Raw genomic sequence first — 26733 nt, 5'->3', positions numbered from 1 at the left:
CTGGATGCCGCGACGCGTTGGCGTCAAGGGCGTGTATTCGTCGAACCGGCCGTGCGATACAGCCGTGGCCACTGATCCTGGAACAACCCGTTGCAGGCGCCGTGCATCGCGACGTCGTTCAGCACGAAGCGCCGGCCGTCGAACACCCACGACGCGCTCGATCCGCAATCGCCGGCACTCCGCACGCGGTCGAGGCTCGACAGCATCGCACGCGCGGGATCGTAGCTTGCTTCGGTCAGCTGATTCGTGAATGACGCCGGATCGAGCCCCGCGCTCGCGTGCTCGCCGAAATCCAGCGGCGTCGGCGCGTACGGCGCGCTGCGATGCACGCGATACCAGAGGTCCGTATGGTTGTACGCGCTGCTTGTCTGGCACGGGATCGACACGATCGCGTCGGTGGCCGAGATCGCGATGGCCGACGCCGTCTTGCGGCGCTCTTGCGCCGACATTTCGTCGCCGGCATCGGCCACGCAACGCTTCACATTGCCGCTGAATTTGTCGAACACGGCGTCGACGAGCGGGCGTTGTTCGGCGGGCGTGAGGTCGGCCACACGCGGTGCGGGAACGGGCGCGGGCGGCAACGCCGGCGCGGCGGGCACCGACGACGCGGGCCGCGTGCCCTTGCGCAGCAGCGCGGTGACCGTGCCGATGCGGCCCTGCGTGTCGTCGATCAGCAGCAGGGCGGCGTTGAGCCCCGACAGCGAGACGCGCGGTGTGCGCGCGGCGGCCGGGTCGCCGAAACTGACCATCTGCGCGTTGTGCGACATGGTCAACCATGCGTCGACGGTCGTCGGGTCGCTGGTGCGGATACGGAACGGATAGACGTCGCCATCTTCGTTGCCCGTCCTGGCGACGGCGTGCCACTCGGCCGGCATCGCGTCGAACGGCTGGCCGTCCGCGCGTGCGGTGCGCAGGTCGAGCGGTGCCGATGCGAAGATTTCCAGCGACGCTCGCGCATCGGCGCCGGCATCGCGCGTGAGTCGCACGATCATGCTGGTGCGCGTGTCGTCGATGTCGTCGTTGCCGCCTTCGGCGACACAGCGGTTCGCGTTGTCGCAAACGACTGACCAGTTCTTGAAGTCGCGCGCGACCGAATGTTGCGCGGGATCGCGCGCGGCGGCGGAGAGCGACGCGGTGAGCAGGGTGACGGCGACGGCAAGCGGGAGATGACGAAACATGACGGTTCGTATCGGCGGTGACGGGGCGAAGGACGGATGTCCGGTTGCACGTGCATCGCGAGTGCGCGATGCGGATCGGGCGCGGGCGGACGGCATCAAGTATACCGCCGCAACGATGACGATTCGTGTGACGGTTGTCGAAGAGCGCGTGGATCGCGGGGCGGTGACGCGAAGCCCCGGCCGCGGCTGCGCGATTCGCAGGCGAACGGCATGCTCACGTGATGGCGTCGCTCGACGTCCTCCAGCTCCGTCATCACGCGCGCCGCGCTATCCCTTCACGCACACCACCTGACGCAGCGTGTGCACCACTTCGACGAGGCTGCGCTGTGCGGCCATCACCGCATCGATGTCCTTGTAGGCCATCGGAATTTCGTCGACGACGCCCGCGTCCTTCCGGCATTCGACGCCGCGCGTCGCCTTCACCTGGTCGTCGACCGTGAAGCGGCGCTTCGCCTCGGTCCGGCTCATCGCGCGGCCGGCGCCGTGGCTGCACGAACAGAAGCTTTCCGGATTGCCGAGCCCGCGCACGATGAAGCTCTTCGCGCCCATCGAGCCCGGAATGATCCCGAGCTGCCCCTTCTGCGCGGACACCGCGCCCTTGCGGGTCACGAGCACGTCCTCGCCGAAGTGGCGTTCGCGCTGCACGTAGTTGTGGTGGCAGTTCACCGCGTGTTCGTCGACCGAGAACGGCTTCGCGATCACGCCGCGCGCCGCGCCGATCACCGCATCCATCATGGCCTGCCGGTTGCGGCGTGCGTAGTCCTGCGCCCAGCCGACCGCTTCGACGTAATCGTCGAAGTGCCGGCTGCCCTCGGTGAAATACGCGAGGTTGCGATCCGGCAGGTTCGCGATGTGCTGCCGCATGTCGGCCTGCGCGAGTTCGATGAACAGGCTGCCGATCGCGTTGCCGACGCCGCGCGAGCCGCTGTGCAGCATGAACCACACGTGATCCGCTTCGTCGATGCACACCTCGATGAAGTGGTTGCCCGTGCCGAGCGTGCCCAGATGCGCATAGTGGTTCGTCTTTTCCAGCTTCGGATATTTATCGACGATGCGCTTGAAACCCGGCAGCAGCGACTTCCACGACTCGGTCACGGCGGCCGGCGTGCGGTCGCCCCATGCCCCCGGATCGCGACGGCCCGGCGCGCGACCGTGCGGCACCGCGCGCTCGATCGCGCTGCGCAGCCCGCCGAGCGAGTCCGGCAGGTCCGCGGCGGTGAGCGTCGTGCGCGCGGCCATCATCCCGCAGCCGATGTCGACGCCGACCGCGGCCGGGATGATCGCGCCCTTCGTCGGGATCACGCTGCCGATCGTCGAGCCCTTGCCGAGGTGGACGTCCGGCATCACCGCGACGTGCCGGAAAATGAACGGCATCTGCGCGGTGTTGCGCAATTGCGCGCGCGCGTCGTCCTCGACCGCGACGCCTTGCGTCCACATCTTCACCGGCTTGCCGTTCGCCAGTTCCATCACCTGAAAATCGTCGTTACTCATTTGTATCACCCTTCATTCGTCCGGCGCGGCTTGGTCGATCCGTTCCGCGACGCGCCCGAGCGTTTCCAGCTCCTTGAGCCGCAGCGCGGTCGAGTCATCTTCCATCACCTTCGCGGTGTTCAGCGCTTCCCCATATTCTTGTCTTTTTCTTCAACGGCCGCCGGGCGACACACATCGCACGGATCGGGGTCCGACGGGATCGGGTGGGCGGCGCGTGGATTCGGCGCGGCCGCACGCTGCGACGCATCCTGCATCGCGTTGTCGTGCGCATTCGGGGCGTCCCCTCCGGTCGAGCCGGCCCGATATTCGACCGCTCACACGCGGCAGATCGCGATGATCTCCGCGCTGGCCGCGTCGTCGAACGGCGCGCCGTGCCAGTCGCCGCACCAGTCGGCCGACGAGAAACCGGCTGCCGCGACCCGCGCCTGCAGTTCGCCTTGCGCGATGAAGCGCAGCCGGCTCGCGTTGTGCACCTGCGTATCGTCACGGTGAAAGCGGTAGACCGTGTCGAACGACACGATTGGCCCGTCGATCGCGGTCACCGCGTGGTGCAGCTCGACGATGCCGAATTCGGACGACTCGATGCGGGATGCGGACGCCTGCGGTGTCCACGCACGCCACGGCTCGACACGCGGGTTGCGGGTTTCGAACAGGAAGCGGCCACCGTCGGCCAGCACGCGCCGCACGCCGCGCAGCGTCGCGTCGATGTCCGCGTCGGTCAGCAGGCACTGGAACGCGTGCCCGGTCATCACGACGGCGTCGAATGGCGCGCCGCGCGGCAGGCCGTCGAGGCCGCATGCGAACCAGCGCACGGCGTCGGCGCCCGGCTGGCGTCGCGCATGGCCGATCATCGCGGGCGCCGGATCGATCGCGACGACGTCGTGTCCGGCCGACGCAAGCCGCCGCGCGAACGTGCCGGTGCCGCAGCCGAGATCGAGGATCCGTTGCCGCGCGGCGCCGATGCGCGAGGCGTAGAACGCGAAGTCGCGATCACCGGCGTTGAACCGGTCGTAGACCGCGACGAGGCGCGGGTCGGTATAGAGGCGTTCGCCGGCAGGCGCGGCGCCGGACGTCATGCGAAACGCGCGGGTCAGCGCTGCTGCACCGCGACCCGCAGCCCGAGCGCGATGAAGATCGAGCCGATGATCTTCCCCTGCCAGCGCGTGAGCCATGCGAGCCGCTTCACGACGCGCCCGAGCGGGCGGATCGAGCACGCGATCAGCGTCGTGTAGAGCGAGCTCAGCACGACGAAGATCAGCCCGAGCACCGCGAACTGCACGAACGTCGAGCCGCGTTCCGGATGCACGAACTGCGGCATGAACGCGAGGAAGAACAGCGCGGTCTTCGGGTTCAGCATTTCGGCGGGAATCGCCTGCAGGTACGCCTTCAGCGGCGTGACGGCAGACACCTTCGGCAGCGACGGATCCGACGGGCGGTCGAGCAGCGCACGCACGCCGAGGTAGATCAGGTACGCGGCGCCGACCAGCTTCACGACGTTGAACGCGAGCGCCGACGTCATCAGCAGCGCCGACAGCCCGACGGCCGCGAACAGCGTATGCACGAAATCGCCGCTCGCGACGCCGAGACCGGTCAGGATGCCGGTCTTGCGGCCGCCCTGCACGGTGCGGCTCAGCACGAGCAGCACGGCGGGGCCCGGGATCAGGAACAGGCCCAGAACGACGGCCGTGAAGGTGGTCAGCGTGGTCAGGTCGAACATGGCGGCTCCAGCAAGGTGGGCGCAGCGGCGGGGGAGGATCGACGCATTGTATTCGGTTCGCCGCGCAGCTGCCGGCGGCGCGGAACCCTGTCAGATGCCCGCGAGGCGAAACGCGTCGGCCATGCGCTCCTGTTCCCGCGCAGAAAGCGCGAGTCGTGTCGCGAGCGTGCGCCATTGGCCGACGACGTCGCGGAAGTCGTCGATGATCTCGTCCGCATCCTTCAGGCTCAGCCGAAAATATTCACATACCTCGCGGGCGAGTTCGAGGTTCAGCGCGTTGTCGGCTTCCGTGATGTTGAGCTTGAGGCCCTCGGCTATGGCAACGGGATTCATGTCGTAGGCTGCGGAGAGTCGCCAGCCCGCACCGGGTTCGAGAATGAATCCGTGATTGCGAAGATGATCGTCTGTATTCGAGACGAGAAGGTTGAAGACGATCCGGGTCCATAGTTCGCGCAGGTCGGCATTCGGTTGCACACCGTGTCGCATGAGGACTTCCGCCAGTTCCAGGTAGCTGACGCCGGTGGATGCATCATCGCCGTCGACATGGCCGGTCATCGTCATGGCCGATGCAAAATGCAGCCGGCCACCATCGGGAGTCCGATCGAAGCGTCGCACCAGGAAGCAGTGATGGTCGCTGGCGAATTTTCGCGCTTCGGCGTGGGCGACGTTCAGGCCGCAGCCGACCGCCAGTGCATTGACGACCATTTCCCAGCCGCCTACGTCGTAGTCGTCTCGCGCGCTCGGGAACTTCGCGATATACAGATGCCCGCGATCGTCGGCCACGCTGGCTTTCGGTCTTGCGCCACCGAGCGAGCCTCCGGGCGCGATGAGCATCGATAGCCAATCGCGACCGTCCGGGGCGATGTTGTCGACGTCTTCCTCCAGTGCCCGACTGGCTTGCTCCAGTTCGTGAATTTCGGCAAACGGTGGTGCGGCGAGATCGATACGGTCATCGAGAAATTCCCCAGTGTCGTCGAGCTTGTAGCGCAATGCACCGACCCGATAGAGATCATGGACGCCGAGCAGGTAGTCCGACTCATGGAGTCGCGTGCCCTTCGGTCGAAGACCTGCACGAATGTCGCGCTCCAGCCGGCGATCCATCAGCATGCGGCCCCACCGATCGGGGCTCGAATCGGCGAACGCGCCGAATGCGTTCCGTGGCGGAAGTGGATATTGCGGCCCTTCGAAGAGGCCGATTCCGGGGTCGAGCTGCACGCCGGCAAGCTCGGGCGAAGCCAGCGCAGCCGCGTCGTACCGGAATTCGAACCGTTCGCTGGCACGTGTCTGTCGACCGTGCAGAAGGCCGAGCTTCAGGGGGGCGGGCAGACTGCTCCAGTCCGCATAGACGGAGATGGTCGTCATTTCTTGGGCGTCTCCCCGTGTCGCTTGCCGACGGGTTTCAGCAATGCGGCCAGCTCCGCTGCGGTCGTGCCGCGATTGTTGTCAGGCACTGCGCGATCGGATGCCGGGGTTGCTGTTTCCTTGGCTTGGGACGTGGATGAGACGCGCGCGCGCCTGTCGGGTGTGCGCGACGCTGCGGCAGTCGCCGGGGGCGCGACGCGCTTCGGGCGCCGCGGCGACGCGAGGCGGGTGTCCTGAAGCTGGCGGCCGAGCGGATCCGTGGCGGCCAGCTGTTCCAGATCGCCCTGGAGCCCGAGCGTCTGCATGACGGAAAGATAGGCTCCCATCGTCACCCCCGAACTACCTGCTTCGAGGGAGCGAAGCGTCATCGGCGACATGCCGGCGCGCTCCGCGACCTGCTTGGCCGTCAGTTTTCGGCGCAGACGTGCCAACTTCAGCCGCTCGCCGAGATCGGCGAGCAGCCGACTGGATGCCGGCAAGAGCGGGGCGGTTTTCTTGGCCATGGTGAGAGCTATTATTTCAGCACTTTTTACGTGATAAACGCCAAAATAATAGCACTTTGACCGGCCGCAAGCGGTGGTTTGATCCGGTTGCGCAAGAGGAAATGTAAATATTTTGGCTTTTTGTGTGAAAAAACACCGAAATATTGACATTTTCTCGATCGCGCGAGCCAGCGCCGGACGCGGTTTATACCGGGACGCTCGGTGTCACTTCGCCATGCAGGACGCACTGGGGCTCGTCCGCCCGCCCCCCATCACCCACCCAGCTCCCCCGCCAGATAGTCCACGAACGCGCGTATCCGCGCGGACATCTGATGCCGTTGCGCATACACCGCGTAAATATCCGCGGCCGGCGTCTCGTAGTCCGGCAACACGACGACGAGGCGCCCGTCGGCCAGGTAGTCGCGGATATCCCATTCCGCGCGCATCAGGATCCCGTGTCCGTCGAGCGCCCACTTCACCGCGATCTCGCCGTCGTTCGTCGTCAGGTTGCCGTTGATCCGCACGGCCTCCGTGTTGCGCGCCGCGCCGCGTCCGCCCGTCAGCCGCCAGATCCCGTAGCCCTCGTCGCCTTGCCGGATGCCGATGCAGTTGTGCCGCGTCAGCTCGTGCGGGGTGCCCGGTGTCCCGTGCCGAGCGAGATACGCGGGCGCCGCGCACAGCAGCCGCCGGTTCGGCGCGAGCCGCCGCGCGACGACGCGCGTGTCGGGCGGCTCGCCGAAGCGGATGCACACGTCGAACGCGTCGTCCGTCAGCGGCGGCGGCATCACCGACAGCTGCAGCTGCACCGACACTTCCGGATAGCGCGCGACGAAGCGCGAGATCGCCGGGCCGACGTGGCTGCGCCCGAAGCCGAGCGTCGCGTTCACGCGCAGCAGCCCCTTCGGCCGCTGTTTCGCGCTGCCGAGCAGTTCGCCCAGTTCGTCCATCTGATCGAGGATCCGGCGGGCGTAGTCGAGATACACGTCGCCCTCGGGCGTGAGCATCATGCGCCGTGTCGTGCGGTTGACGAGCGTCACGCCCGCGCGGCGCTCCATCTGGGTGAGCCGCTTGCTGACGGCCGCCGCGGTCAGCCCGAGTTCGCGCGCGGCCGCGCTCAGGCTGCCCGACGCGGCCAGCGTCGAGAAGAAGCCGAGATCGGCCGGCTGGACGGTATCCGCCATGACGAGATTCGTGAATAAAAGTTAAAGATGCTTTGAGCCTAGCACCGGTTCCCGTACTTCCGGTTCGGTAAAGTGCATTCACGCTTACGATCAATCGAGGATGTCAGCATGAAGACCTACCGTATCGCGACCATTCCCGGCGACGGCATCGGCAAGGAAGTGGTGCCGGCCGGCAAGCAGGTGCTGGAAGCGCTGGCCCGCGGCAGCGACCGCTTTGCGTTCGAGTTCGAGGATTTCGACTGGGGCGCCGATTACTACCGCCAGCACGGCGCGATGATGCCGGCCGACGGTCTCGACGCGCTGCGCGGCAAGGACGCGATCCTGTTCGGCTCGGCGGGCGACCCCGACGTGCCCGACCACGTGACGCTGTGGGGCCTGCGCCTGAAGATTTGCCAGGGCTTCGACCAGTACGCGAACGTGCGCCCGACGCGCATCCTGCCCGGCATCGACGCGCCGCTGAAGCGCTGCGGGCCGGACGACCTGAACTGGGTGATCGTGCGCGAGAACTCGGAGGGCGAATACGCGGGCGTTGGCGGCCGCGTGCACCAGGGGCATCCGATCGAGGCCGCGACCGACGTGTCGATCCTCACGCGCGCCGGCGTCGAACGCATCATGCGCTTCGCGTTCCGGCTCGCGCAGTCGCGTCCGCGCAAGCTGCTGACCGTCATCACGAAGAGCAACGCGCAGCGTCACGCGATGGTGATGTGGGACGAGATCGCGAAGCAGATCGCGCAGGAATTCCCCGACGTCACGTGGGACAAGGAACTCGTCGACGCCGCGACCGCGCGCATGGTGAACCGCCCGGCGTCGCTCGACACGATCGTCGCGACGAACCTGCACGCGGACATCCTCAGCGATCTCGCCGCCGCGCTCGCCGGCAGCCTTGGCATCGCGCCGACCGGCAACATCGATCCCGAGCGCCGCTATCCGTCGATGTTCGAGCCGATCCACGGCTCCGCGTTCGACATCATGGGCAAGGGCCTCGCGAATCCGGTCGGCACGTTCTGGTCGGTCGTGATGCTGCTCGAGCATCTCGGCGAGACGGACGCCGCCGCGCGCGTGATGCAGGCGATCGAGGCCGTCACGGCCGACCCGTCGCTGCATACGCGCGACCTCGGCGGCAGCGCGAGCACCGCGCAGGTGACGGCGGCCGTCTGCGAGCGCGTCGCGAGCGCGGCGGTCGCCGCCTGACGTCAACGAGGACGGTAACGGCCGCGCGCGTGCGCAGCCGTTCGTCGTCGATTCACCGCCCCTGAAATTTCTGCCCGCGACTCGCGCATTCGACGCGAGCCGGGCGCCGGTGTGCGCGCGTCGTCGTGGCACCGGCCGGCACCCACCGGGCACGCGCGCACTGCGCACGGCTCGACCTCCAAGGAGGAGACACATGCAAGCGGATCTTGAAACCCGTGTCGCGCGGAAGCTGATGTGGCGCATCATTCCGTTCGTGATGCTGCTTTACTTCGTCAGCTTTCTCGATCGCGTCAACGTCGGCTTCGCGGCGATGACGATGAACAAGGCGATCGGCCTGTCGCCGACCGCGTTCGGATTCGGCGGCGGCCTGTTCTTCATCGGCTACTTTCTGTTCGAAGTGCCGAGCAATCTGATTCTCCATCGCGTCGGCGCACGCATCTGGATCGCGCGCGTGATGATCACGTGGGGCATCGTGTCCGCGGTGTCTGCGTTCGCGGCCGGGCCGACGAGCTTCTACGTGCTGCGCTTCCTGCTCGGCATGGCGGAAGCCGGATTCTTCCCCGGCATCATCCTGTACCTGAGCCTGTGGTTTCCCGCGAAGCAGCGCGCGGTGGCCGCCGCGTGGTTCATGGCGGCCGCGCCGATCTCCACCGCGATCGGCTCGCCGCTGTCGGGCGCGATCATGCAGATGCCGCCGATGTTCGGGCTCGCCGACTGGCAGATGCTGTACGTCATCGAAGCGCTGCCGGCGGTCTTGCTCGGCTTCGTCGTGCTGAAGTGCCTGACCGATTCGCCGTCGAAGGCCGCGTGGCTTCAGCCGGACGAGCGCGACTGGCTGATCGCGAAGCTGAAAGCCGAAGCCGACGCGCGCCACACGCACGCCGGGCATACGGCCGGCGCATGGCAGGCGCTGCGCGATCCGCGCGTGCTGGCGCTCGCGCTGATCTATTTCGGCACGTCGGCAGGGCTCTACACGCTCGGCCTGTGGGCGCCGCTGATGGTCAAGCAGTTCGGCTTCACCGCGTTGCAGACGGGCTTGCTCACCGGGATCCCGAGCATCGCCGCGGTCGTCGCGATGATCGTCTGGGCGCGGCATTCGGATCGCACCGGCGAGCGCACGTGGCACGTCGTGATTCCGTGCGTGCTGGCCTGCATCGGCTTCGTGTTCGCGGGGCAGGCGAGCACCGCGCTCCTGACCGTGCTCGCGCTGGTCGTCGTCAACATCGGGATCAGCGCCGCGAAGGCGCCGCTGTGGGCGATGCCGAGCGCGTTCCTGTCAGGCGCCGGCGCGGCCGCGGGGATCGCGATGATCAACTCGATCGGCAACCTCGGCGGCTTCGTCGGGCCGTTCGCGATCGGCTGGCTCAAGCATGTGACGGGCGGGTATGCGGCCGGGCTGTACGTGGTGGCGGGCACGCTCGCGGTGTCGGCGGTCGTTACGCTGATGCTGAGCCGCAAGGAGGCGAGGGCGCACGTCGTGACGGGGGCGCAGCAGCATCATTGAAGGCTGCGCGCGTCGGCGGTCATGTATCCGGCACACGCACGGCGCGCGCCCGCATTCACCGGATCGGGCATGTCTTACGCGTTGAACCAGAACCACAGGCCCGGGATGCAGAGCAGAAGGTGCAGCGGGAGCGCGATGCGGAATGAAGTTTCCGGACGCTGGTCCGGTTTCGACGTGTCGATCGCGAGACAACCGACGCCGACGGCAAGCGCCCGGACGGAGACAGTGGCCATGCTCCGCAGGCCGAAGCCGAGAACGCCGACACCTGCGTAAGGATCGATCATCGAGCTGGCATAGCCGTAGCACATCACCATCGCAATGATTTCAATGACCGCGAGTCACGCGAGAAGAGAGCCGAGTCGTGTTGTCATGTTGTATCGGGTGTCGTTTCAGGTTGGCGAAAAGCCTCGAGGATACACGGCGCGCCGACGACGTTCCCCGCGACGGCGCGATCGAAGCGGGCGCGTCAATGTGCGGGAAGCGCCGCACGGCGAGCGATCTCCGACGCACACGCATCGGCCGATGCCCTCGACGTATCGATCACGCAATCGCTGAACGCGCGTGCCGCATATCCTTCCCGATACATCTCGCCGATCCGTTGCCGCTCCCAGTCCGTCAGTGCGCGCGCGCCGCGATTCGACGACGCGATCGCTTCGGGCGGCGCGAGCGTGACGACGAACAACCGCGCAGCGCGTGCGTCGCAGGCCGCGCTCAGCCGCTCGAATTCCGCTTCGCCGATCGGATAGGCAATCACCAGATAGCGCTCGCGCGCGTGCGCGATCTGCGTGACGAGACGCTCGAGCGCGATCGTCCATTGCACGTCGAACGGCGCGTCCTCGGGCGCATCGTGATCGTCGCCGTCGATGAAACGCGCGCCGGGCAGCATGCGCGCGAGCGCGAGACCGATCGTCGTCTTGCCGCTGTTGATCGGGCCGTTCAAGTGGATGACGGTGAGCGTGGTCATGAGTCGACGCAGGAATCGGACGACTCGCAGCTTGCCATGACTGGCGCGACGGTGCAGTGCCGTAGGTGCGTCACGCGGCGTGGTGCGAATGCAGAGGGAAAGCGGAAAGGCGGGGAGGGGGGAAGCGGCAGGCCGTGTGCGTGATGATGCGCCACACACGCAGCCCGCCCGACCGTGCCGCATCCAGCGATGCGGCACGGCGTCGCGCGAAGCGACTTACTTGTCGTCGCCCTTGATCTGCGGCAACGCCGACGTTTCACCCGGCGTCAGCAGGCCGACTTGCGAATACACGCGCAGCTTGTCGCGCGTATCGGTGATGTCGAGGTTGCGCATCGTCAGCTGGCCGATCCGGTCGCGCGGCGAGAACGTCGATGCAACCTTCTCCATCGACAGGCGTTCCGGCTGGTACGTGAGGTTCGGCGACTTCGTGCTCAGGATCGAGTAGTCGTTGCCGCGGCGCAGTTCGACCTTCACTTCACCGGTGATCGCGCGTGCAACCCAGCGCTGCGCCGTTTCGCGCAGCATGATCGCCTGCGGGTCGAACCAGCGGCCCTGGTACAGCAGGCGGCCGAGACGGCGGCCGTTCTCGCGGTACTGCTCGATCGTGTCTTCGTTGTGGATGCCGGTGACGAGGCGCTCGTAGGCGATGTACAGCAGCGCGAGGCCCGGGGCTTCGTAGATGCCGCGGCTCTTCGCCTCGATGATGCGGTTCTCGATCTGGTCGCTCATGCCGAGGCCGTGGCGGCCGCCGATGCGGTTCGCTTCGAGCAGCAGCTCGACCGGGTCCTTGAACTCGACGCCGTTCAGCGCGACCGGCTGGCCGGCTTCGAAGCGCACCGTCACTTCCTCGGCGGCGATCTTCACGTCGTCGCGCCAGAACGCGACGCCCATGATCGGGTTCACGATCTTGATGCCGCTTTCGAGGCTTTCCAGGTCCTTCGCCTCGTGCGTCGCGCCGAGCAGGTTCGAGTCGGTCGAATACGCCTTCTCGGCCGACATCTTGTACGCGAAGCCGGCCTGGTTCATGAATTCGGACATTTCGGCGCGGCCGCCGAGTTCGTCGATGAACGTCTGGTCGAGCCACGGCTTGTAGATCTTCAGATCCGGGTTCACGAGCAGGCCGTAGCGGTAGAAACGCTCGATGTCGTTGCCCTTGTACGTGCTGCCGTCACCCCAGATGTTGACGCCGTCTTCCTTCATCGCGGCGACGAGCATCGTGCCCGTCACGGCGCGGCCGATCGGCGTCGTGTTGAAGTACGTGACGCCGGCCGTCGTGATGTGGAACGCGCCGCTTTGCAGCGCGGCGATGCCTTCGGCGACGAGCTGCGCGCGGCAGTCGATCAGGCGGGCGCCGGCTGCGCCGTATTCGATCGCGCGTTTCGGGATCGCGTCGTAATCGTCTTCGTCGGGCTGGCCGAGGTTCGCCGTGTATGCGTACGGGACGGCGCCCTTCAGTTTCATCCAGTGCAGCGCGGCGCTGGTGTCCAGGCCGCCGGAGAAGGCGATACCGACCTTCTGGCCGGTCGGGAGGCTTTCGAGAATCGTGCTCATAGGAATTACCGTGGATTGAAGCCGGTGGGATCGTATTTCGCGGAATATGCGAGTATCGGCTGTCCGGGAAGTTGGGGCAAGACCTGATTTTCGCGCCAATGCGTCGTCGGGCCTGTCGCGGCGGGCCTGGCGGCCGGTTAACCGCCCGGAGAATCCGCCGCGAAGCGGCCCCGAAAGGCGGCCGAAACCGGCGGGAACGCGCTGGTACGCACGCGCTGTTGCCGGGGCCGGATCGACCGAAAAGGGTGGCCGATGTCGTCAGGATGCAATCTCGGCCTAATGAAAGGCATGTGAAAGTTTTCCCGCCGTCTGCCGGAATCCGTCGAGCTTCAGCCCTTCAGATATTCCATGCCTGCGCGGTATCGAGCAGCTTCTCGCGCAACTGATCCACTTCGGCGGCCAGCTTGGCCGTGATCGATACGTAGCCCAACAACTGCGGCGGCGCGTCGTGCAGCGGATCGGCCGGCCGGCGGCGCGGCGCGAGCCGGCTCGGCGTGCCGAACTTGAGCGCGCGGCTCGCGCCGACGAGCGTGTCGCGGATGCGCCGGTTCACGGCCTTCATCCCGGTTCGCATGTATTCGCGGGCGGCGAGGTCGTCGCGGGCCGGCACGGCGCTCGACAGGATCTCCAGGTAGCCGATGCACAGGCGCAGGCTGCGCTGGATCGCCTCGAGGTGCGTGACCGAGATCTCGCACTCCTTCGACACCGACGGCATCAGCGAACGCAGCTGCACCAGCAGCGCGCTCAGCGCGGCCATTTCCTTCAGGTGCGCGTCATCGCTCACGGGGCGGTCGCCGGCGAGCCGTGCGTGCACGGCCGCGCATGCGCGCAGCGCGTCGGCGAGCTTGTAGCGCCACGAGTAGGTCGCATAGAGCGGCAGCGCGAACGAGAACGCCAGCGCGATCGCGATGCCGACCAGCACGTTCACCGCGCGCCACAGGCCGTCGACGATCTCGTTGTCGCCGTGTCCGGCGACGATCACCATCGTGATCGCCGACAGCAGCGCGATGTAGCCGGCCTTGCCGATCGCGTGATACGCGCAGAGCCCGCACGCGATCGACATCAGCAGGTAGATCGCGAGCGGCGCGTGCAGGACGGAATACAGCACGATCAGCCCGAGCCCCGCGAGCGCGCCGATCGACGTGCCGAGCGCGCGCTCGGCCGCCTTCTTGCGAATGTTGCCGTGGTGTTGCAGCCCGCCGACGACGATCAGCACGGTGATCGTCGACCATTCGCCGTGCGGCACGCGCAGGCCGGTGGACAAGCCGATCGACACGAGGATCGCGAGCGCGACGCGCGCCGCATGGATCAGCTTCGCGTGCCGGTAGCGGCGGTACGGGTCCAGCAGAGGACGGAGCGCGTGGCGCAGGAGCGGCGGTAGTCGGGCAGGGAGCTGGGCAGTCATGACGGAGTGGGGTGGCCGGTGGGGTGGCCGCCGGGGTGGCCGCCGGGGTGGCCGCAATACGCGCGGGCGGCCTGCGCGGGCCGGCGCCGCGCCGCACGCGCAGCTGACGTAACGCTAGCCGAACGCGCGCGGGCTGTCCACGGCGAGGCGGCGCGGCGTGGGCGGCCGCCGCGTCACGCGTCGGCCGTGCTCGCCTCGGCGTCCGACACGCGATTGCGCCCGCCGGACTTCGCGCGGTACAGCGCTTCGTCGGCCAGCCGCAGCAGCGCCGCGGCGTTCACGCGCCCGCCGGTGGCGGTCGCGGTGCCGATGCTCGTCGTCACGTGGCCGTACGGGCTGCGGCCGTGCGCGATGTCGAGTCCGGCGATCGCGCGGCGAATCGCCTCGGCGACGGTCGCCGCGCCCCGCGCATCGGTGTCGGGCAGCGTGACGACGAATTCCTCGCCGCCGTAGCGCGCGACATGGTCGCTGTCGCGACGCAGGCAGCGCGACGCGGATTGCGCGACGCGGCGCAGCACGTCGTCGCCGGCAAGGTGGCCGTAGTAGTCGTTGAACGCCTTGAAATGATCGACGTCGACGAACAGCACCGACAGCGGGCGGCCGCTGCGCGATGCGCGCTGCGCTTCCTTCGCGAGCACCGCGTCGAAGGTGCCGCGGTTGTCGAGGCCGGTCAGCGAATCGGTGTGCGCGAGCCGGTACAGCTTCGACTCGGCGATCTGCCGGCGCTTGAGTTCTCGCGACAGCGCGAGCGAGCCCCACGCGATGAACGCGGTAAACAGGCCCATCAGCACGGCGGTCCAGATCGCGCGATGGCGCCACGGTGCGTAGATGTCGGTCTCGGCGGGCGCGACGTCGACGACCAGCGGCAGATTCGCGAGATGCTTGTAAACATAGATGCGGCGCACGCCGTCGATCGCGCCGACACCCGTGAGCACGCCTTCGCTGCGGCGCTGGGCCTCGATGAAGAGCGGGGAGTTGTGCAGATCGAGGCCGACCACGCGCGCATCGTACGGCAGGCGGGACACGAGCGCGCCGTTGTTCTCGATGACCGCGGCGCTGCCGTGTTTGCCGACCGCGAGACCGTCGAGCAGCGCGCGGAAGTAGTCGATGTTCAGCGTGCCGACGACGATCCCGCCGAACGTGCCGTCGGCCTGGATGATCCGGCGGCTGAGCGCGATCGTCAGCGCGCCGCCGCGCAGCCGGGACGCATAGGGCCGGCTGATATAGAGGCCCTGCGCAAGCCGGTCGCGATGCACGATGAAATATTCACGATCGGCGAAATTTCCTTGCCGCGGCGGCGACGTGGCCGAATCGATCACGATATTGCCGTGCGGGTCCATCACGAAAATGGCGCCGAGATACGCGCCGGTCGCGGCGCGGTCGAACAGCAGCCGGTGACGCTGGCGCGGCGGCAATGCCATCAGTTCCGGATCGGCGAGACCATCGACGACGTTTTGCAGTGACAGATCATACAGTTCGATATTGCGGGAAATATCGCGCTCGATCAGCAGCATCAGGTTGCGCGCATTTTCGACCGCATGGTCATACGCGTCGTGGCGTGCCTCGATTAAAAGCGACGTCGAGAGTCCCCAGCTGAACAGCAGCAGCACGATGCCCGCGACGAGTACGCCGCGCGGCGACAGAATGCGGGCCACGACCGACGCGGTATGGCGGCGCAGCGTAGCGGGCAGCAGGTGTGGGTTCATCCTCGGGGCGGCGCGGCGGATAGGTGTGCGTCGAGGGTTCCGCGCGCTGAATATTTCGAATTAACCCGTATTATGTCGCGAATTTTTAAAACCCGCCGCGCGATGCAAAACATGCATGCGCAAAAATGTCGATTCGCGGCGGCTACGCATCATCACCGCGTGCCGCTCGGTTGATTTTGATTTGAATCAATTGTCGGTGTCGGGCATTTTGTCTGATTATTGGCGTGTATGTCGATCGATTTGTCGCTTTAATGCGGCATCGGCAATGGGTGTTGAAGTCGATTGCGCAGGGGGCGGATCGGCATGACGGATAACCGGTCGGCGAATATGGCTTTCGACGCGCACGTGCACGCGCACGCGGCCGCGAGAGCGGCGTGTTGTCGCGCGTGCCGCATCCAACCCGTTGATTCCGCGGGGTCCTGCCCGCGGCGGCGCGGGCGTTCGGACCCGCGCGATCCTGATGACGAATCAGGTAGAATCCGCGCTTCGCCGCAGGCGCCCGGCGCGCAATGCGTATCGGGGCCGCATCGAATGCATCGCAGGCGGCGCGCCGCGCCCCGATTCCGCATGCGCCGGCTCCGGATGCCGGCCCGCTCAACGTTCGTCTCGTTTATGTCCGCAATTCCGAATTCCGACCAACCCGGTTCTCCCGCGAACCCACCCAAGCTTCATCGCGCGCTGAAGGCGCGCCATCTGACGATGATCGCCATCGGCGGTTCGATCGGCACGGGCCTGTTCGTCGCGTCCGGCGCGTCGATTTCCCAGGCCGGCCCCGGCGGCGCGATGGTCGCGTACATGCTGATCGGCCTGATGGTCTACTTCCTGATGACGAGCCTCGGCGAAATGGCCGCATTCATGCCGGTGTCGGGCTCGTTCGCGACCTACGGCGCGAAATACGTCGACGAAGGCTTCGGCTTCGCGCTCGGCTGGAACTACTGGTACAACTGGGCCGTGACGATCGCGGTCGAACTCGTCGCCGCGCAGCTCGTGATGCACTACTGGTTCCCGGATGTGCCGGGCGTCTGGTGGAGCGCCGCGTTCCTCGCCGTGATGTTCCTGCTCAACGCACTGACCGTTCGCGGTTTTGGCGAAGCCGAATACTGGTTCGCGCTGATCAAGGTCGTCACGGTGGTCGCGTTCATCGGCGTCGGCCTGCTGATGATCTTCGGCATTCTGAAGGGCGCGCCGGGCAACGGCTGGGGCAACCTGACGATCGGCGACGCGCCGTTCGCGGGCGGCCTGCCGGCGCTGATGGGCGTCGCGATGATCGCGGGCTTCTCGTTCCAGGGCACCGAGCTGATTGGCGTCGCGGCCGGCGAATCGGAGAACCCGCGCACCACGATCCCGCGCGCGGTGCGCCAGGTGTTCTGGCGGATCCTGCTGTTCTACGTGCTGGCGATCTTCGTGATCGGCGTGCTGATTCCCTATACCGACCCGAGCCTGCTGAAGAGCGACGTGACCGACATCGGCGTGAGCCCGTTCACGCTCGTGTTCCGCCACGCGGGCCTCGCCTTCGCGGCCGGCGTGATGAACGCGGTGATCCTGACGGCCGTGCTGTCGGCCGGCAATTCGGGCATGTACGCGTCGACGCGGATGCTCTACAACCTCGCGACGGAAGGCCGCGCGCCGAAGCTGTTCGCGAAGCTGTCGCCGGGCGGCGTGCCGCGCAATGCGCTGTACGCGACGACGGCCGTCGGCGCGCTGTGTTTCTTCACGTCGCTGTACGGCGACAAGACGGTGTACCTGTGGCTGTTGAACACGTCGGGCATGACCGGTTTCATCGCGTGGCTCGGCATCGCGATCAGCCACTACCGGTTCCGCAAGGGCTACGTGAAGCAGGGCTACGCGGTCGACCAGCTGCCGTACCAGTCGAAGTGGTTCCCGTTCGGCCCGCTGTTCGCATTCGTGCTGTGTCTCGTGATCGCGCTGGGGCAGGACTATCAGGCGTTCCTCGCGAACCGGATCGACTGGGCGGGCGTGGCCGCGACCTACGTCGGCATCCCGCTGTTCCTGGTCGTCTGGCTCGGCTACCGGTTCCTGAACAAGAGCCGCTTCGTGCGCTACGAAGATATGGAAATCGCGCCGTGGGTGGCCGCGAACCGCGGCGCGCAGGTGGAGCGTGTGGCGAACCGCGAAACCGCGGGCTGATGTTGGTGCGGCACACGGCCGCGCGAGATGCGATGAAACGGGAAGCCGCGCGCTTCCCGTTTTTTTTGTCGGCTTTCCCCTGCACGGGGTCAAAGCCGGTTATATTTCCCGACCCTACCGGGCCACGGCCCGGCCGGCGCGACGAGCGCGGCGCGGATCGGGCATCCGGCGCGCGCCTGTTGCGGCGGCCGGCGGCGCCCGGCGTTTCAATCGTTCCGCCGGGGCCGGCACGGCCCGCGGAGCGGCAACCCAGAGGAATTCATGAGCGCATCACCCGCCGAGCGGAAGGCCGGACCCGTTTCCATCGTGCGAATCGAAGCCGCGATCAACGCGTGGCGCGAAGTGTATCCGCCGGCGCCGGACGGCGAGGACGGCTACGCGCTCGACGCCGGCAGCAACTGCCTGGCCGAGCTGTACGGCGCGATGATCTGCTATCGGCTGCCGGACGTGCCGCTCGATTCGCTGAGCGACGCGCAGCGCGATGCGCTGTACGCAACCGAGGCGTGACGCGCGGCCGGGACGATGCCGCGACGCGGCGTCGATGAACGAACGGGAAGCCTGGCGGCTTCCCGTTTTGCTTTGTGCGGTGCGCAACGCGCGTGCAAGCGCGACGCTGCTCGCACCGGTATCGGCGCGCCGTGAGGTATCGTCATGGCATCGGGATCAGGCGATCACGGGGCGACCAGCGTGGGCGACCGGCGCGGGACGCATCCGCGCGGGGCCGAATGAACGTCCGTGGCCTGTCCGGGAGGGTTCGAACATGGAGTTGAGACACCTCCGCTACTTCGTCGCGGTTGCCGAGGAGCGGAATTTCACGCGTGCGGCCGAGCGCCTGCACATCGCGCAGCCGCCGCTCAGCCGGCAGATCCAGCAGCTCGAGGAGGCGCTCGGCGTGCCGCTGTTCGAGCGCACCGCGCGGCCGCTGAAGCTGACCGACGCGGGGCGGTTCTTCTATTCGCACGCGGTGCAGCTGCTCGCGCAGACGACCGAGCTCGAATCGATGACCAAGCGGGTCGGCAAGATCGAGCGCAGCATGTCGGTCGGTTTCGTCGGCTCGACGCTGTACGGGATGCTGCCGAAGATCATCCGGCGCTTTCGCAGCGAGTATCCGGCCGTCGAGCTGAGCCTGCACGAGATGTCGACGATGGACCAGATCAAGGCGCTGAAGGAAGGGCGCATCGACGTCGGGTTCGGGCGCATCCGTCACGAGGATCCGAGCGTGCGGCGCGTCGTGCTGCGCGAGGAACGGATGATCGTCGCGCTGCCGGTCGGTCACGTGCTCGACGGCGCGAAGCCCGTGCTGTCGCTGCACGATCTCGTGAACGACACGCTGATCATCTTCCCGAAGGCGCCGCGGCCGAGCTATGCGGACCAGGTGCTCGCGGCATTCCACGATCGCGCGCTGCAGCCGCGGCGCATCTACGAGACGCGCGAATTGCAGATCGCGCTCGGGCTCGTCGCGATGGGCGAGGGCGTGTCGGTCGTGCCGCACAGCGTGTACGGGCTGAAGCGCGACGACATCAGCTACAAGCCGCTCGACGATCCGAACCTCGTGTCGCCGATCATCATGAGCATGCGGATGCTCGATGAATCGGAGGACATCCGCGCGATGCAGGCGCTGATCTACCGGCTCTACGACGAGTCGCAGATGGAGTATCTGCCGCCGCAACCCGAATGAGCGTGCGGGCGGTGGGGGCTTGCTTGACGTCGCGCGCGTCGCCGGGCCACCATCGTCGGCATTCGATACGGTACGCCCGCGTGCGGCCGCCTTCATGCAGACGACGACACACACATGACTGACATCGTGACCGAGGAGACCTGGGTCGAGACGCCGCAAGGGCGTCTCTTCGCGAAGCGCTGGCGCGGTGCGCCTGCAGGGGAAATTGCCGCACCTGAGCCGGCCGCACCTAAGCCGGCCGCACCAATCGTGCTGCTGCACGACTCGCTCGGCTGCGTCGAACTATGGCGCGACTTCCCCGCCCGGCTCGCGCGCGCCACCGGCCGCGACGTAATCGCGTACGACCGGCTGGGCTTCGGCCGGTCCGATCGTCATCCGGGGCAGCTCGCCGCGACGTTCGTGCGCGACGAGGCCGATCACGGATTCCATGCGCTGCTCGAACGGTTCGGCATCGATGCGTTCGTCGCGTTCGGGCACAGCGTCGGCGGCGGGATGGCGGTCGGGTGCGCGGCCGCGTATCCGGCGCGTTGCCGCGCGCTTGTGACGGTCGCCGCGCAGGCGTTCGTCGAGGATCGCACGCGTGACGGCATTCGCGACGCGGCGCAGCAGTTCGATGCGCCCGGCCAGCTCGACCGGCTCGCGCGCTATCACGGCGACAAGGCCGAATGGGTGCTGCGTGCGTGGGTCGACACGTGGCTGTCGCCGGCGTTTCGCGGCTGGAGTCTCGACGACGAATTGCCGCGCGTGCGCTGCGTGACGCTCGCGATTCACGGCGAGCAGGACGAATACGGGTCGGACGTGCATCCGAAGCGGATCGCCGCGCGCGTCGCGGGGCCGTCGTCGTTCCTGCTGCTCGACGGATGCGGGCACATGCCGCATCGCGAGCGGACCGACGACGTACTCGCGGCGGTGGCGACGTTGCTGCGCGACGCGCCCGCCTGAACCTGCCAACCTATGCGACCGGCGGGCCGAACCCGCCGGTGCTCAGAACGCCAGCTGGATCGCGAGATCGATCGCGAGCAGCGCGATCGAGCAGCCGATGCCGAGGACCACGTTCGGCAGGCGGTGCTCGAAATCGCGATGATCGCTGCGCATCGCGGCGCCGAGCAGGAAGATCGCCTCGACGACGATCTGCAGCCCGACGAACAGCAGCATCAGCAGATACTCGTAACCCATCTGCTTGAACGCGGCGAATTGCATCCCGTGATCGCGGATCCACTGGCCGACGCGCAGCAGTTCGTACACGAACAGCAAGGCGGGAAACAGGTAGCTGATGAAATACGTCGGCGCGGTGGCGTGCCGTAGCTCGAGGTGGAAGTGCTGATGTGTCGTAGCCATCACGAAGCCCTCCTTGCAACGCATGATTGCGGGCGCGACGGCAGCGCGACGACGTGCGGACTAGGGGATTGCCCGATGCATCGTGCGCGGCCGTACGACACCAGCATACTGCCGCGCGGGAAATTTGGCATCCCGTCTGATCATTCGTTGTAAAAATCCCTGCGCGTCGCGCGACCCAATCAGCGGTCCTCACGTGCCTCGGGCGACGCGTTGGCCGGTTGCGTGTCGCCCGTCGTACCGGACAGCAGCCATTCCGGTGGCGCAGCAGATCGCCGGTCAGCGCGCGCGGCGTGGCGCACATTCGATGAGCACGCACCTTTCTGCCCGAGCGTCGCCTGCGCGCCGTGAGCGCATGTCGCGCGGCGATCGGCGCGGCGCGCGCATGTGGCACGCGTTCGGTATCGGACCGCGGCGGCCGCTCACGGCTTCGCTTGCGCGCCTTCGACGAACAGCTTCGCGACCGACTGGAATTCGCGTTTCAGCGACAACCCCGGCACGGTCAGCCAGCGCAGCATCGCCGCGAGATACAGGTGATGGAACCAGGTTGCGAGCTGGCCGGCGGCCAGCGCCGGGTTCAGCTCGCCGGCCTGCTGACCGGCCGCGATCAGCTGCTGCCACACGAGCGCGATGTCGCTGCCGTTCTCCGTCCCGCCTTCCGCTTGCACCGCACCAATGCTCAGGAATCGATGCCGCAGGTACGCGAGCAGGTACACCGGATGCTGTTCGCACCACGCGGCCGACGCATCGAGCACGCAGGCGATCCGCGACGCGAAGCTTTTCCGTCGCGCAACGTCGCGCTCAAGATGGGCGAGGTCGCGTGCGAGTTCGCCTTCGAGCCAGTGCGCGAGCACGGCTTCCTTCGTCGGGAAGTGGTTGTACAGCGTACGTTTCGCGACGTCGGCCTGCGCGGCGATCTGCTCCATCGTGACGGCGTCGTAGCCGTGCGCATCGAACAGGCGTGCGCCGGTGGCGGCGAGGTGCGCGAGCATCTGGATGCGCTTGCGCGCACGGCGGCCCGGATCGTCGGTCGTCATCGGCATGGTTCGGGGATTGACGGAAAGTGTACGAATTGCATTAGTATACGACGTGCACTTTTGTGAATCCACTCGTTCTCGCCGTGTGCGAGGAGTCACGCATGAAGCTCGTCATTGCCACCTACGGCACCGAAGGTGACACGCGCCCGCTCGCGGCGCTGGGTTGCGCGCTGATGGCGGCCGGTCATGAGGTCCGGTTGCTGGCCGACGCCGCGACGCTCGGTTCGGCCGCCGCGCTCGGCGTGCCGTGCGCGCCGTTGTCCGGCGATATCCGCGCGGCGGTGGCGCCGGATGGCGCGTTGTCCGATGCGGTGCGCGGTCGCGGCGGCTTCAACGACACGTCGAAGGCGCTCGCGGCGATCGCGAATGCGAACACCGCTGCGTGGATGCGCGAAGTCGCGGATGCGTCGGCCGGTTGCGATGCGATCCTCGTGTCGGGGCTGGCGTCGTTCGTCGGGCTGTCGGTCGCCGAGTATCGCGGCGTGCCGGCGATCGGCGCGGGGATGATCCCGATCACGCCAACCGCGGCGTTCGCGTCGCCGTTCCTGCCGCCCGGCAAGGCGCCGCGCTGGCTGAATCGCGCCAGCCACCGGTTCGTGAACGCGCTGCTGTGGCAGGCGTTCAGGAAGGCGACCAATGCGGCGCGCGCCAGCGTGTGCGGACTGCCGCCGCGCCGGCGCGTGTGGACCGATCATCCGATGGTGTACGGCGTGTCGCCCGTGCTGCTGGCCGATCCGGCCGACTGGCCGCCGAATGTGCTGGCATGCGGTCAGTGGCGTATCGACACGCCGGCGTGGACGCCGCCGCCCGCACTCTCGGCCTTTCTCAAAGCGGGCGATCCGCCCGTGTATATCGGCTTCGGCAGCATGGCCGGGTTCGACCGGGCCGCGATGGTCGACGCGCTGGTGCGGGCGCTCGACGGCCGGCGTGCGCTGTTCCAGCCGGGCTGGAGCGGCATCGACGCGTCGATGCTGCCCGCGCACGTGTGCGTGATCGGCGAGGCGCCGCACGATTGGTTGTTTGCGCATGTATCGATGGCGATCCACCACGGCGGGTCGGGCACCACGCATTCGGCCGCGCGGGCGGGCATTGCGTCGGTCGTCGTGCCGTTCGCGGGCGATCAGTTCTTCTGGGCGAACCGGCTGCAGCGGCTCGGTGTGGCCGATGCGCCGGTGGCCGGGCGCCGCGTGGACGCCGCCGCGTTCGCCCGCGCGATCGCATTCGCGGCGCGTGCCGACACGCAGGCGCGGGCCGCCGCACTCGGTGCGCGGCTCGGGCAGGAGGACGGGTTGCGTGTCGCGGTCGACGCGATCGAGCGTTGGGGGCGCCCCGGCGCGCAATGAACGCGCCAGCCGCGCGTCAGAAATGCCCGGTGAACCGGTAGCGGCTGCCCGGGTGCCATAGATTCGCGACCGACGCGACCATTCCCTGCGACCACGTGCGCCGATGCAGCAGCAGGCAGGGCTCGCGTTCGTCCATCGTCAGGTGGCGGCGCGTCGGCGCATCGGGCATCGCGGCCTCGATCCGGTATTCGACACGCTGAAGCGGTGCGACGCGCGTCAGGTACTGGTTCGGCGTCGTCGTCGTGAAGTCCTGCAATGCGTATTCCGGCGCGCAGGCCGGATTGACCCAGCGTTCCTCGAGCTGCACGGGTGTGTAGTTCTCGAAGTGCAGCACGCGCGAATGGAAGATCGGGTTGCCCGTGTCGAGCCGCAGTTCGTCGGCGAGCTGCGCGTCGGCGATGGCAGCGCCGACCTCCAGCACCTGCGCCCGATACGCATGGCCGCGCGCGGCGACTTCATCCGAGATGCTGCGGATCGCGACCAGCGTCGATTCGTATTTCGGCGACGCGACGTAGGTGCCGGAGCCGCGCGTGCGGGTGAGCACCTGCTCGGCCGTCAGCTCGCGCAGCGCGCGGTTGACCGTCATCCGCGCGACGTTGAATTCGCGCGCGAGCTCGTTCTCCGACGGCACCTGGTCGCCTTCCGCCCACTCGCCCGCATGGATGCGCGCGAGGATGAAGTCCTTGATTTCCTGATAGATCGGTGTGGTCATTGCATTGCTGTTCAAGTGACGGCGGCCGCGTGCCGTCGCAGTCCGGCCTTCGTGCGGGGGCCGGGCGGAGTGTACCGGGTTCGATGCGGCATCCGCCCGGCCATCGACGCATGATCCCCATTATTTCGGCACATATCCACACGGGAAATCGCGCAGAGGCGTGGTTCCGGCGAACGTCGCGCACGAGGCGCGCACGCATCGCGAGCGGAAAAGTATAGACAAACGATCGCATGGCCGAGATGGTCACAATTGTCTTATTAAAGCGCGGTTACAGCAAAATGTAAGACGCAGTGGATTGAAATATAAGGAAATCCCGAGCCGATACGACGATTGTTCGGCAACTAGAGATAAACACGGATTGCTGGCGGTATCCCGAAAAAGGCAAAGTTGTATGTACAACTTGGGGCGCCGTCTAGATGACGGCTTCCGGGTTGGAAGGGTTCGCGGCGGCGACGCCCGACGGGCCCGTGCCCAGTTCGCCTATGACAGGAACGCCATGAAGAAACTCGCCCTCAGTATTGCCCTCGCGTGTATCGCGGTGGGTGCCCACGCCAAGGATTGGTCGACGATCCGGTTCGGCGTCGACGCCAGCTATCCGCCGTTCGAATCGAAGGACGCAAGCGGCAAGGTCGTCGGCTTCGACGTCGATCTCGGCAACGAGATCTGCGCGCGCCTGAAGGCGAAATGCGTATGGATCGAGAACGACTTCGACGGGATGATCCCGGCGCTGAAGGCGAAGAAGTTCGACGGCGTGCTGTCGTCGATGTCGATGACGCCGGCGCGCGCCGAGCAGATCGCGTTCTCCGACAAGCTGTTCAACACGCCGACGCGGCTCGTCTCGAAGAAGGGCGCGCACCTGCAGCCGACGGCCGAATCGCTGAAGGGCAAGTCGGTCGGCGTCGAGCAGGGCACGATCCAGGAAACCTATGCGAAGGCCTACTGGGCGCCGAAGGGCGTGCAGATCGTGTCTTACCAGAACCAGGACGGCGTGTACCAGGACCTGATGGCCGGCCGCCTCGATGCCGCGCTGCAGGATGCGGTGCAGGCCGACCTCGGCTTCCTGAAGACGCCGCGCGGCGCGAACTTCGAATTCGCCGGCAAGGACATCGACGATCCGAAGACGCTCGGCAACGGCGCGGGCATCGGCCTGCGCAAGGACGACGCCGACCTGAAGGCGAAGATCGACCACGCGATCGCCGACATCATCAAGGACGGCACGTACAAGAAGCTCGAGAAGAAGTACTTCGCATTCGACGTCTACGGCGGCTGACGCCTTCGCGGCGCACGCGGCGCGTGCCGCGCTGCGCCGCCGGTCTTTCTGGAAATGCTGACATGATCTTCCAAGGATTTGGCCCGCTGTTGTGGGCCGGCACGGTCGAGACCGTGAAGCTCGCGGTGCTGTCGCTCGCCGCGGCGCTGATACTGGGCCTCGCGGGCGCGGCCGCGAAACTGTCGACCAACCGCGTGCTCAGGTGGATCGGCACGTTCTATACGACGCTGATCCGCGCGGTGCCCGATCTCGTGCTGATGCTGCTGCTGTTCTACGGGATCCAGATCCTGCTGAACATGGCGACCGACGCGCTCGGCTGGGATCAGATCGACATCGATCCATTCGTCGCGGGCGTCATCACGCTCGGCTTCATCTACGGCGCGTACTTCACCGAGACGTTCCGCGGCGCGTTTCTCGCGGTGCCGCGCGGCCAGCTCGAAGCGGGCTTCGCGTACGGGATGAGCGGCTGGCGCGTGTTCCACCGGATCCTGTTCCCGCAGATGATGCGCTTCGCGCTGCCGGGCATCGGCAACAACTGGCAGGTGCTCGTGAAGGCCACCGCGCTGGTATCGATCATCGGTCTCGCCGATGTCGTGAAGGCGTCGCAGGATGCCGGCAAGAGCACGCTCGATTTCTTCTTCTTCACGCTCGCGGCGGGCGCGATCTACCTCGCGATCACGACGGTGTCGAACGTCGTGCTGCACCACCTCGAGAAGCGTTATTCCGTCGGCGTCCGGAGGCTCGCACTGTGATCGAACTCATCAGCCAGTACTGGCAAAACTATCTCTACACCGACGGCTACCGCTTCAGCGGCCTCGCGATCACGCTGTGGCTGCTGGTCGTGTCGATCGCGTTCGGCTTCGCGCTGGCCGTGCCGCTCGCAATCGCGCGCGCGTCGTCGAACCGCTGGATTTCCGGCCCCGTGTGGCTCTATACGTACGTGTTCCGCGGCACGCCGCTCTACGTGCAGTTGCTGATGTGCTACACCGGCATCTACAGCCTGCAGGTCGTGCACAACCACGTGCTGCTCGACACGTTCTTCCGCAACGCGATGAACTGCACGCTGCTCGCGTTCGTGCTGAACGAATGCGCGTATGCGACCGAGATCTTCGCGGGCGCGATCAAGGCCACGTCGGCCGGCGAGATCGAGGCCGGGATGGCGTACGGGATGTCGCGCTTCAAGCTCTATACGCGCATCATCCTGCCGTCCGCGCTGCGCCGCTCGCTGCCCAGCTACAGCAACGAAGTGATCCTGATGCTGCACGCGACGACGCTCGCGTTCACCGCGACCGTGCCCGACATCCTGAAGGTCACGCGCGACGTCAACTCCGCGACGTACATGTCGTTCCAGGCCTACGGCATCGCGGCCGTGCTGTACGCCATCGTCGTGTTCACGCTCATCTGGGCGTTCCGCAAGCTCGAGACGCGCTGGCTCGCGTACCTCTCGCCGCGCGGCCATTAATGCAAGGAAGGACCAA

At 67.0% G+C, this 26733-nt stretch carries 27 protein-coding genes; 11 read left to right on the top strand and 16 right to left on the bottom strand.

Going from position 1 to position 26733, the window contains the following annotated elements; genetic code table 11:
* Positions 1 to 23: 23 nt before the first annotated feature.
* The 8 genes from ACVK00_RS02715 to ACVK00_RS02680 all read right to left on the bottom strand — a co-directional run bounded on the left by ACVK00_RS02715 (position 24) and on the right by ACVK00_RS02680 (position 7411).
* Complete coding sequence (locus ACVK00_RS02715; protein ID WP_284891201.1) at positions 24 to 1178, bottom strand: DUF1176 domain-containing protein; 1155 nt, start codon at positions 1176 to 1178, stop codon at positions 24 to 26.
* Between the two features lie 95 nt (positions 1179 to 1273).
* Positions 1274 to 1432, bottom strand: a complete 159-nt coding sequence (locus tag ACVK00_RS02710) for a hypothetical protein (RefSeq protein ID WP_416378671.1) — start codon at positions 1430 to 1432, stop codon at positions 1274 to 1276.
* 13 nt (positions 1433 to 1445) lie between these two features.
* Positions 1446 to 2669, bottom strand: coding sequence for an RtcB family protein (locus ACVK00_RS02705; protein WP_228909224.1), 1224 nt, complete (start codon positions 2667 to 2669; stop codon positions 1446 to 1448).
* 314 nt (positions 2670 to 2983) lie between these two features.
* Entirely contained in the window at positions 2984 to 3745 is a 762-nt protein-coding gene (locus ACVK00_RS02700; protein ID WP_284891202.1) for a class I SAM-dependent methyltransferase, read from the bottom strand.
* A gap of 14 nt (positions 3746 to 3759) precedes the next feature.
* Positions 3760 to 4386: a LysE family translocator gene (locus ACVK00_RS02695; protein ID WP_228909227.1), complete on the bottom strand. Its 627-nt coding sequence runs from the start codon at positions 4384 to 4386 to the stop codon at positions 3760 to 3762.
* Between the two features lie 90 nt (positions 4387 to 4476).
* Positions 4477 to 5748, bottom strand: a complete 1272-nt coding sequence (locus ACVK00_RS02690) for a type II toxin-antitoxin system HipA family toxin (protein ID WP_284891203.1) — start codon at positions 5746 to 5748, stop codon at positions 4477 to 4479.
* Positions 5745 to 6251, bottom strand: a complete 507-nt coding sequence (locus ACVK00_RS02685) for a helix-turn-helix domain-containing protein (RefSeq protein ID WP_284891204.1) — start codon at positions 6249 to 6251, stop codon at positions 5745 to 5747. Before ACVK00_RS02685 ends, ACVK00_RS02690 begins: the two co-directional genes overlap by 4 nt.
* A 251-nt stretch (positions 6252 to 6502) precedes the next feature.
* Complete coding sequence (locus ACVK00_RS02680) at positions 6503 to 7411, bottom strand: LysR substrate-binding domain-containing protein (protein WP_105830003.1); 909 nt, start codon at positions 7409 to 7411, stop codon at positions 6503 to 6505.
* Positions 7412 to 7519: 108 nt separating this feature from the next.
* Between ACVK00_RS02680 and ACVK00_RS02675 the strand changes: the two genes are divergently transcribed.
* Both ACVK00_RS02675 and ACVK00_RS02670 read left to right on the top strand, forming a co-directional pair.
* The gene (locus ACVK00_RS02675) at positions 7520 to 8602 is read left to right on the top strand and encodes a tartrate dehydrogenase (RefSeq protein WP_284891205.1); all 1083 of its coding nucleotides are present in this window, start codon (positions 7520 to 7522) and stop codon (positions 8600 to 8602) included.
* A gap of 193 nt (positions 8603 to 8795) precedes the next feature.
* Positions 8796 to 10106, top strand: a complete 1311-nt coding sequence (locus ACVK00_RS02670) for an MFS transporter (RefSeq protein ID WP_284891206.1) — start codon at positions 8796 to 8798, stop codon at positions 10104 to 10106.
* Positions 10107 to 10180: 74 nt separating this feature from the next.
* Here ACVK00_RS02670 and ACVK00_RS02665 read toward each other — a convergent pair whose 3' ends face one another.
* The 5 genes from ACVK00_RS02665 to ACVK00_RS02645 form a co-directional block, all read right to left on the bottom strand.
* A complete protein-coding gene (locus ACVK00_RS02665) occupies positions 10181 to 10420 on the bottom strand; it encodes a hypothetical protein (RefSeq protein WP_284891207.1) in 240 nt (79 codons plus the stop codon).
* A gap of 152 nt (positions 10421 to 10572) precedes the next feature.
* The gene (locus tag ACVK00_RS02660) at positions 10573 to 11070 is read right to left on the bottom strand and encodes a shikimate kinase (RefSeq protein ID WP_284891208.1); all 498 of its coding nucleotides are present in this window, start codon (positions 11068 to 11070) and stop codon (positions 10573 to 10575) included.
* 216 nt (positions 11071 to 11286) lie between these two features.
* A complete protein-coding gene (gene argG, locus ACVK00_RS02655; RefSeq protein WP_228909244.1) occupies positions 11287 to 12621 on the bottom strand; it encodes an argininosuccinate synthase in 1335 nt (444 codons plus the stop codon).
* Positions 12622 to 12958: 337 nt separating this feature from the next.
* Positions 12959 to 14026 (bottom strand): FUSC family protein, encoded by a 1068-nt coding sequence (locus ACVK00_RS02650; protein WP_228909245.1) that lies wholly within the window; start codon positions 14024 to 14026, stop codon positions 12959 to 12961.
* Positions 14027 to 14199: 173 nt separating this feature from the next.
* Positions 14200 to 15732, bottom strand: coding sequence for a GGDEF domain-containing protein (locus tag ACVK00_RS02645; RefSeq protein WP_284891209.1), 1533 nt, complete (start codon positions 15730 to 15732; stop codon positions 14200 to 14202).
* Positions 15733 to 15847: 115 nt separating this feature from the next.
* Here ACVK00_RS02645 and ACVK00_RS02640 point away from each other — a divergent pair, with 115 nt between their 5' ends.
* From ACVK00_RS02640 to ACVK00_RS02620, 5 genes are all read left to right on the top strand, one after another.
* Positions 15848 to 16039 carry a hypothetical protein gene (locus ACVK00_RS02640; RefSeq protein WP_228909251.1) on the top strand — a complete coding sequence of 64 codons (192 nt, stop codon included), beginning with the start codon at positions 15848 to 15850 and terminating at the stop codon, positions 16037 to 16039.
* 305 nt (positions 16040 to 16344) lie between these two features.
* Positions 16345 to 17880: an amino acid permease gene (locus ACVK00_RS02635; protein WP_284891210.1), complete on the top strand. Its 1536-nt coding sequence runs from the start codon at positions 16345 to 16347 to the stop codon at positions 17878 to 17880.
* A gap of 261 nt (positions 17881 to 18141) precedes the next feature.
* A complete protein-coding gene (locus ACVK00_RS02630) occupies positions 18142 to 18387 on the top strand; it encodes a DUF3717 domain-containing protein (RefSeq protein ID WP_006761486.1) in 246 nt (81 codons plus the stop codon).
* 253 nt (positions 18388 to 18640) lie between these two features.
* Entirely contained in the window at positions 18641 to 19558 is a 918-nt protein-coding gene (locus ACVK00_RS02625; RefSeq protein ID WP_228909253.1) for a LysR family transcriptional regulator, read from the top strand.
* Between the two features lie 114 nt (positions 19559 to 19672).
* Positions 19673 to 20500: an alpha/beta fold hydrolase gene (locus tag ACVK00_RS02620; protein ID WP_354123184.1), complete on the top strand. Its 828-nt coding sequence runs from the start codon at positions 19673 to 19675 to the stop codon at positions 20498 to 20500.
* 42 nt (positions 20501 to 20542) lie between these two features.
* Here ACVK00_RS02620 and ACVK00_RS02615 read toward each other — a convergent pair whose 3' ends face one another.
* Both ACVK00_RS02615 and ACVK00_RS02610 read right to left on the bottom strand, forming a co-directional pair.
* Entirely contained in the window at positions 20543 to 20896 is a 354-nt protein-coding gene (locus ACVK00_RS02615) for a hypothetical protein (RefSeq protein ID WP_006750810.1), read from the bottom strand.
* Positions 20897 to 21315: 419 nt separating this feature from the next.
* A complete protein-coding gene (locus tag ACVK00_RS02610) occupies positions 21316 to 21936 on the bottom strand; it encodes a TetR/AcrR family transcriptional regulator (protein ID WP_284891214.1) in 621 nt (206 codons plus the stop codon).
* A gap of 95 nt (positions 21937 to 22031) precedes the next feature.
* Between ACVK00_RS02610 and ACVK00_RS02605 the strand changes: the two genes are divergently transcribed.
* Complete coding sequence (locus ACVK00_RS02605; protein ID WP_284891215.1) at positions 22032 to 23273, top strand: glycosyltransferase; 1242 nt, start codon at positions 22032 to 22034, stop codon at positions 23271 to 23273.
* 16 nt (positions 23274 to 23289) lie between these two features.
* Here ACVK00_RS02605 and hutC read toward each other — a convergent pair whose 3' ends face one another.
* Positions 23290 to 23985: a histidine utilization repressor gene (hutC, locus tag ACVK00_RS02600; protein WP_354123183.1), complete on the bottom strand. Its 696-nt coding sequence runs from the start codon at positions 23983 to 23985 to the stop codon at positions 23290 to 23292.
* Positions 23986 to 24481: 496 nt separating this feature from the next.
* Between hutC and ACVK00_RS02595 the strand changes: the two genes are divergently transcribed.
* The 3 genes from ACVK00_RS02595 to ACVK00_RS02585 all read left to right on the top strand — a co-directional run bounded on the left by ACVK00_RS02595 (position 24482) and on the right by ACVK00_RS02585 (position 26717).
* Positions 24482 to 25255: an ABC transporter substrate-binding protein gene (locus tag ACVK00_RS02595; RefSeq protein WP_284891216.1), complete on the top strand. Its 774-nt coding sequence runs from the start codon at positions 24482 to 24484 to the stop codon at positions 25253 to 25255.
* A gap of 62 nt (positions 25256 to 25317) precedes the next feature.
* On the top strand, positions 25318 to 26007 hold the full coding sequence (locus ACVK00_RS02590) for an ABC transporter permease (protein ID WP_166725682.1): 690 nt from the start codon (positions 25318 to 25320) through the stop codon (positions 26005 to 26007).
* Positions 26004 to 26717 carry an ABC transporter permease gene (locus tag ACVK00_RS02585; protein ID WP_166725683.1) on the top strand — a complete coding sequence of 238 codons (714 nt, stop codon included), beginning with the start codon at positions 26004 to 26006 and terminating at the stop codon, positions 26715 to 26717. The genes ACVK00_RS02590 and ACVK00_RS02585 overlap by 4 nt, the downstream gene beginning before the upstream one ends.
* The last annotated feature ends 16 nt before the right edge of the window (positions 26718 to 26733 follow it).

It is taken from the genome of Burkholderia sp. PvR073, from assembly GCF_054055695.1.
This window is presented reverse-complemented; position numbering and strand designations above follow the sequence as displayed.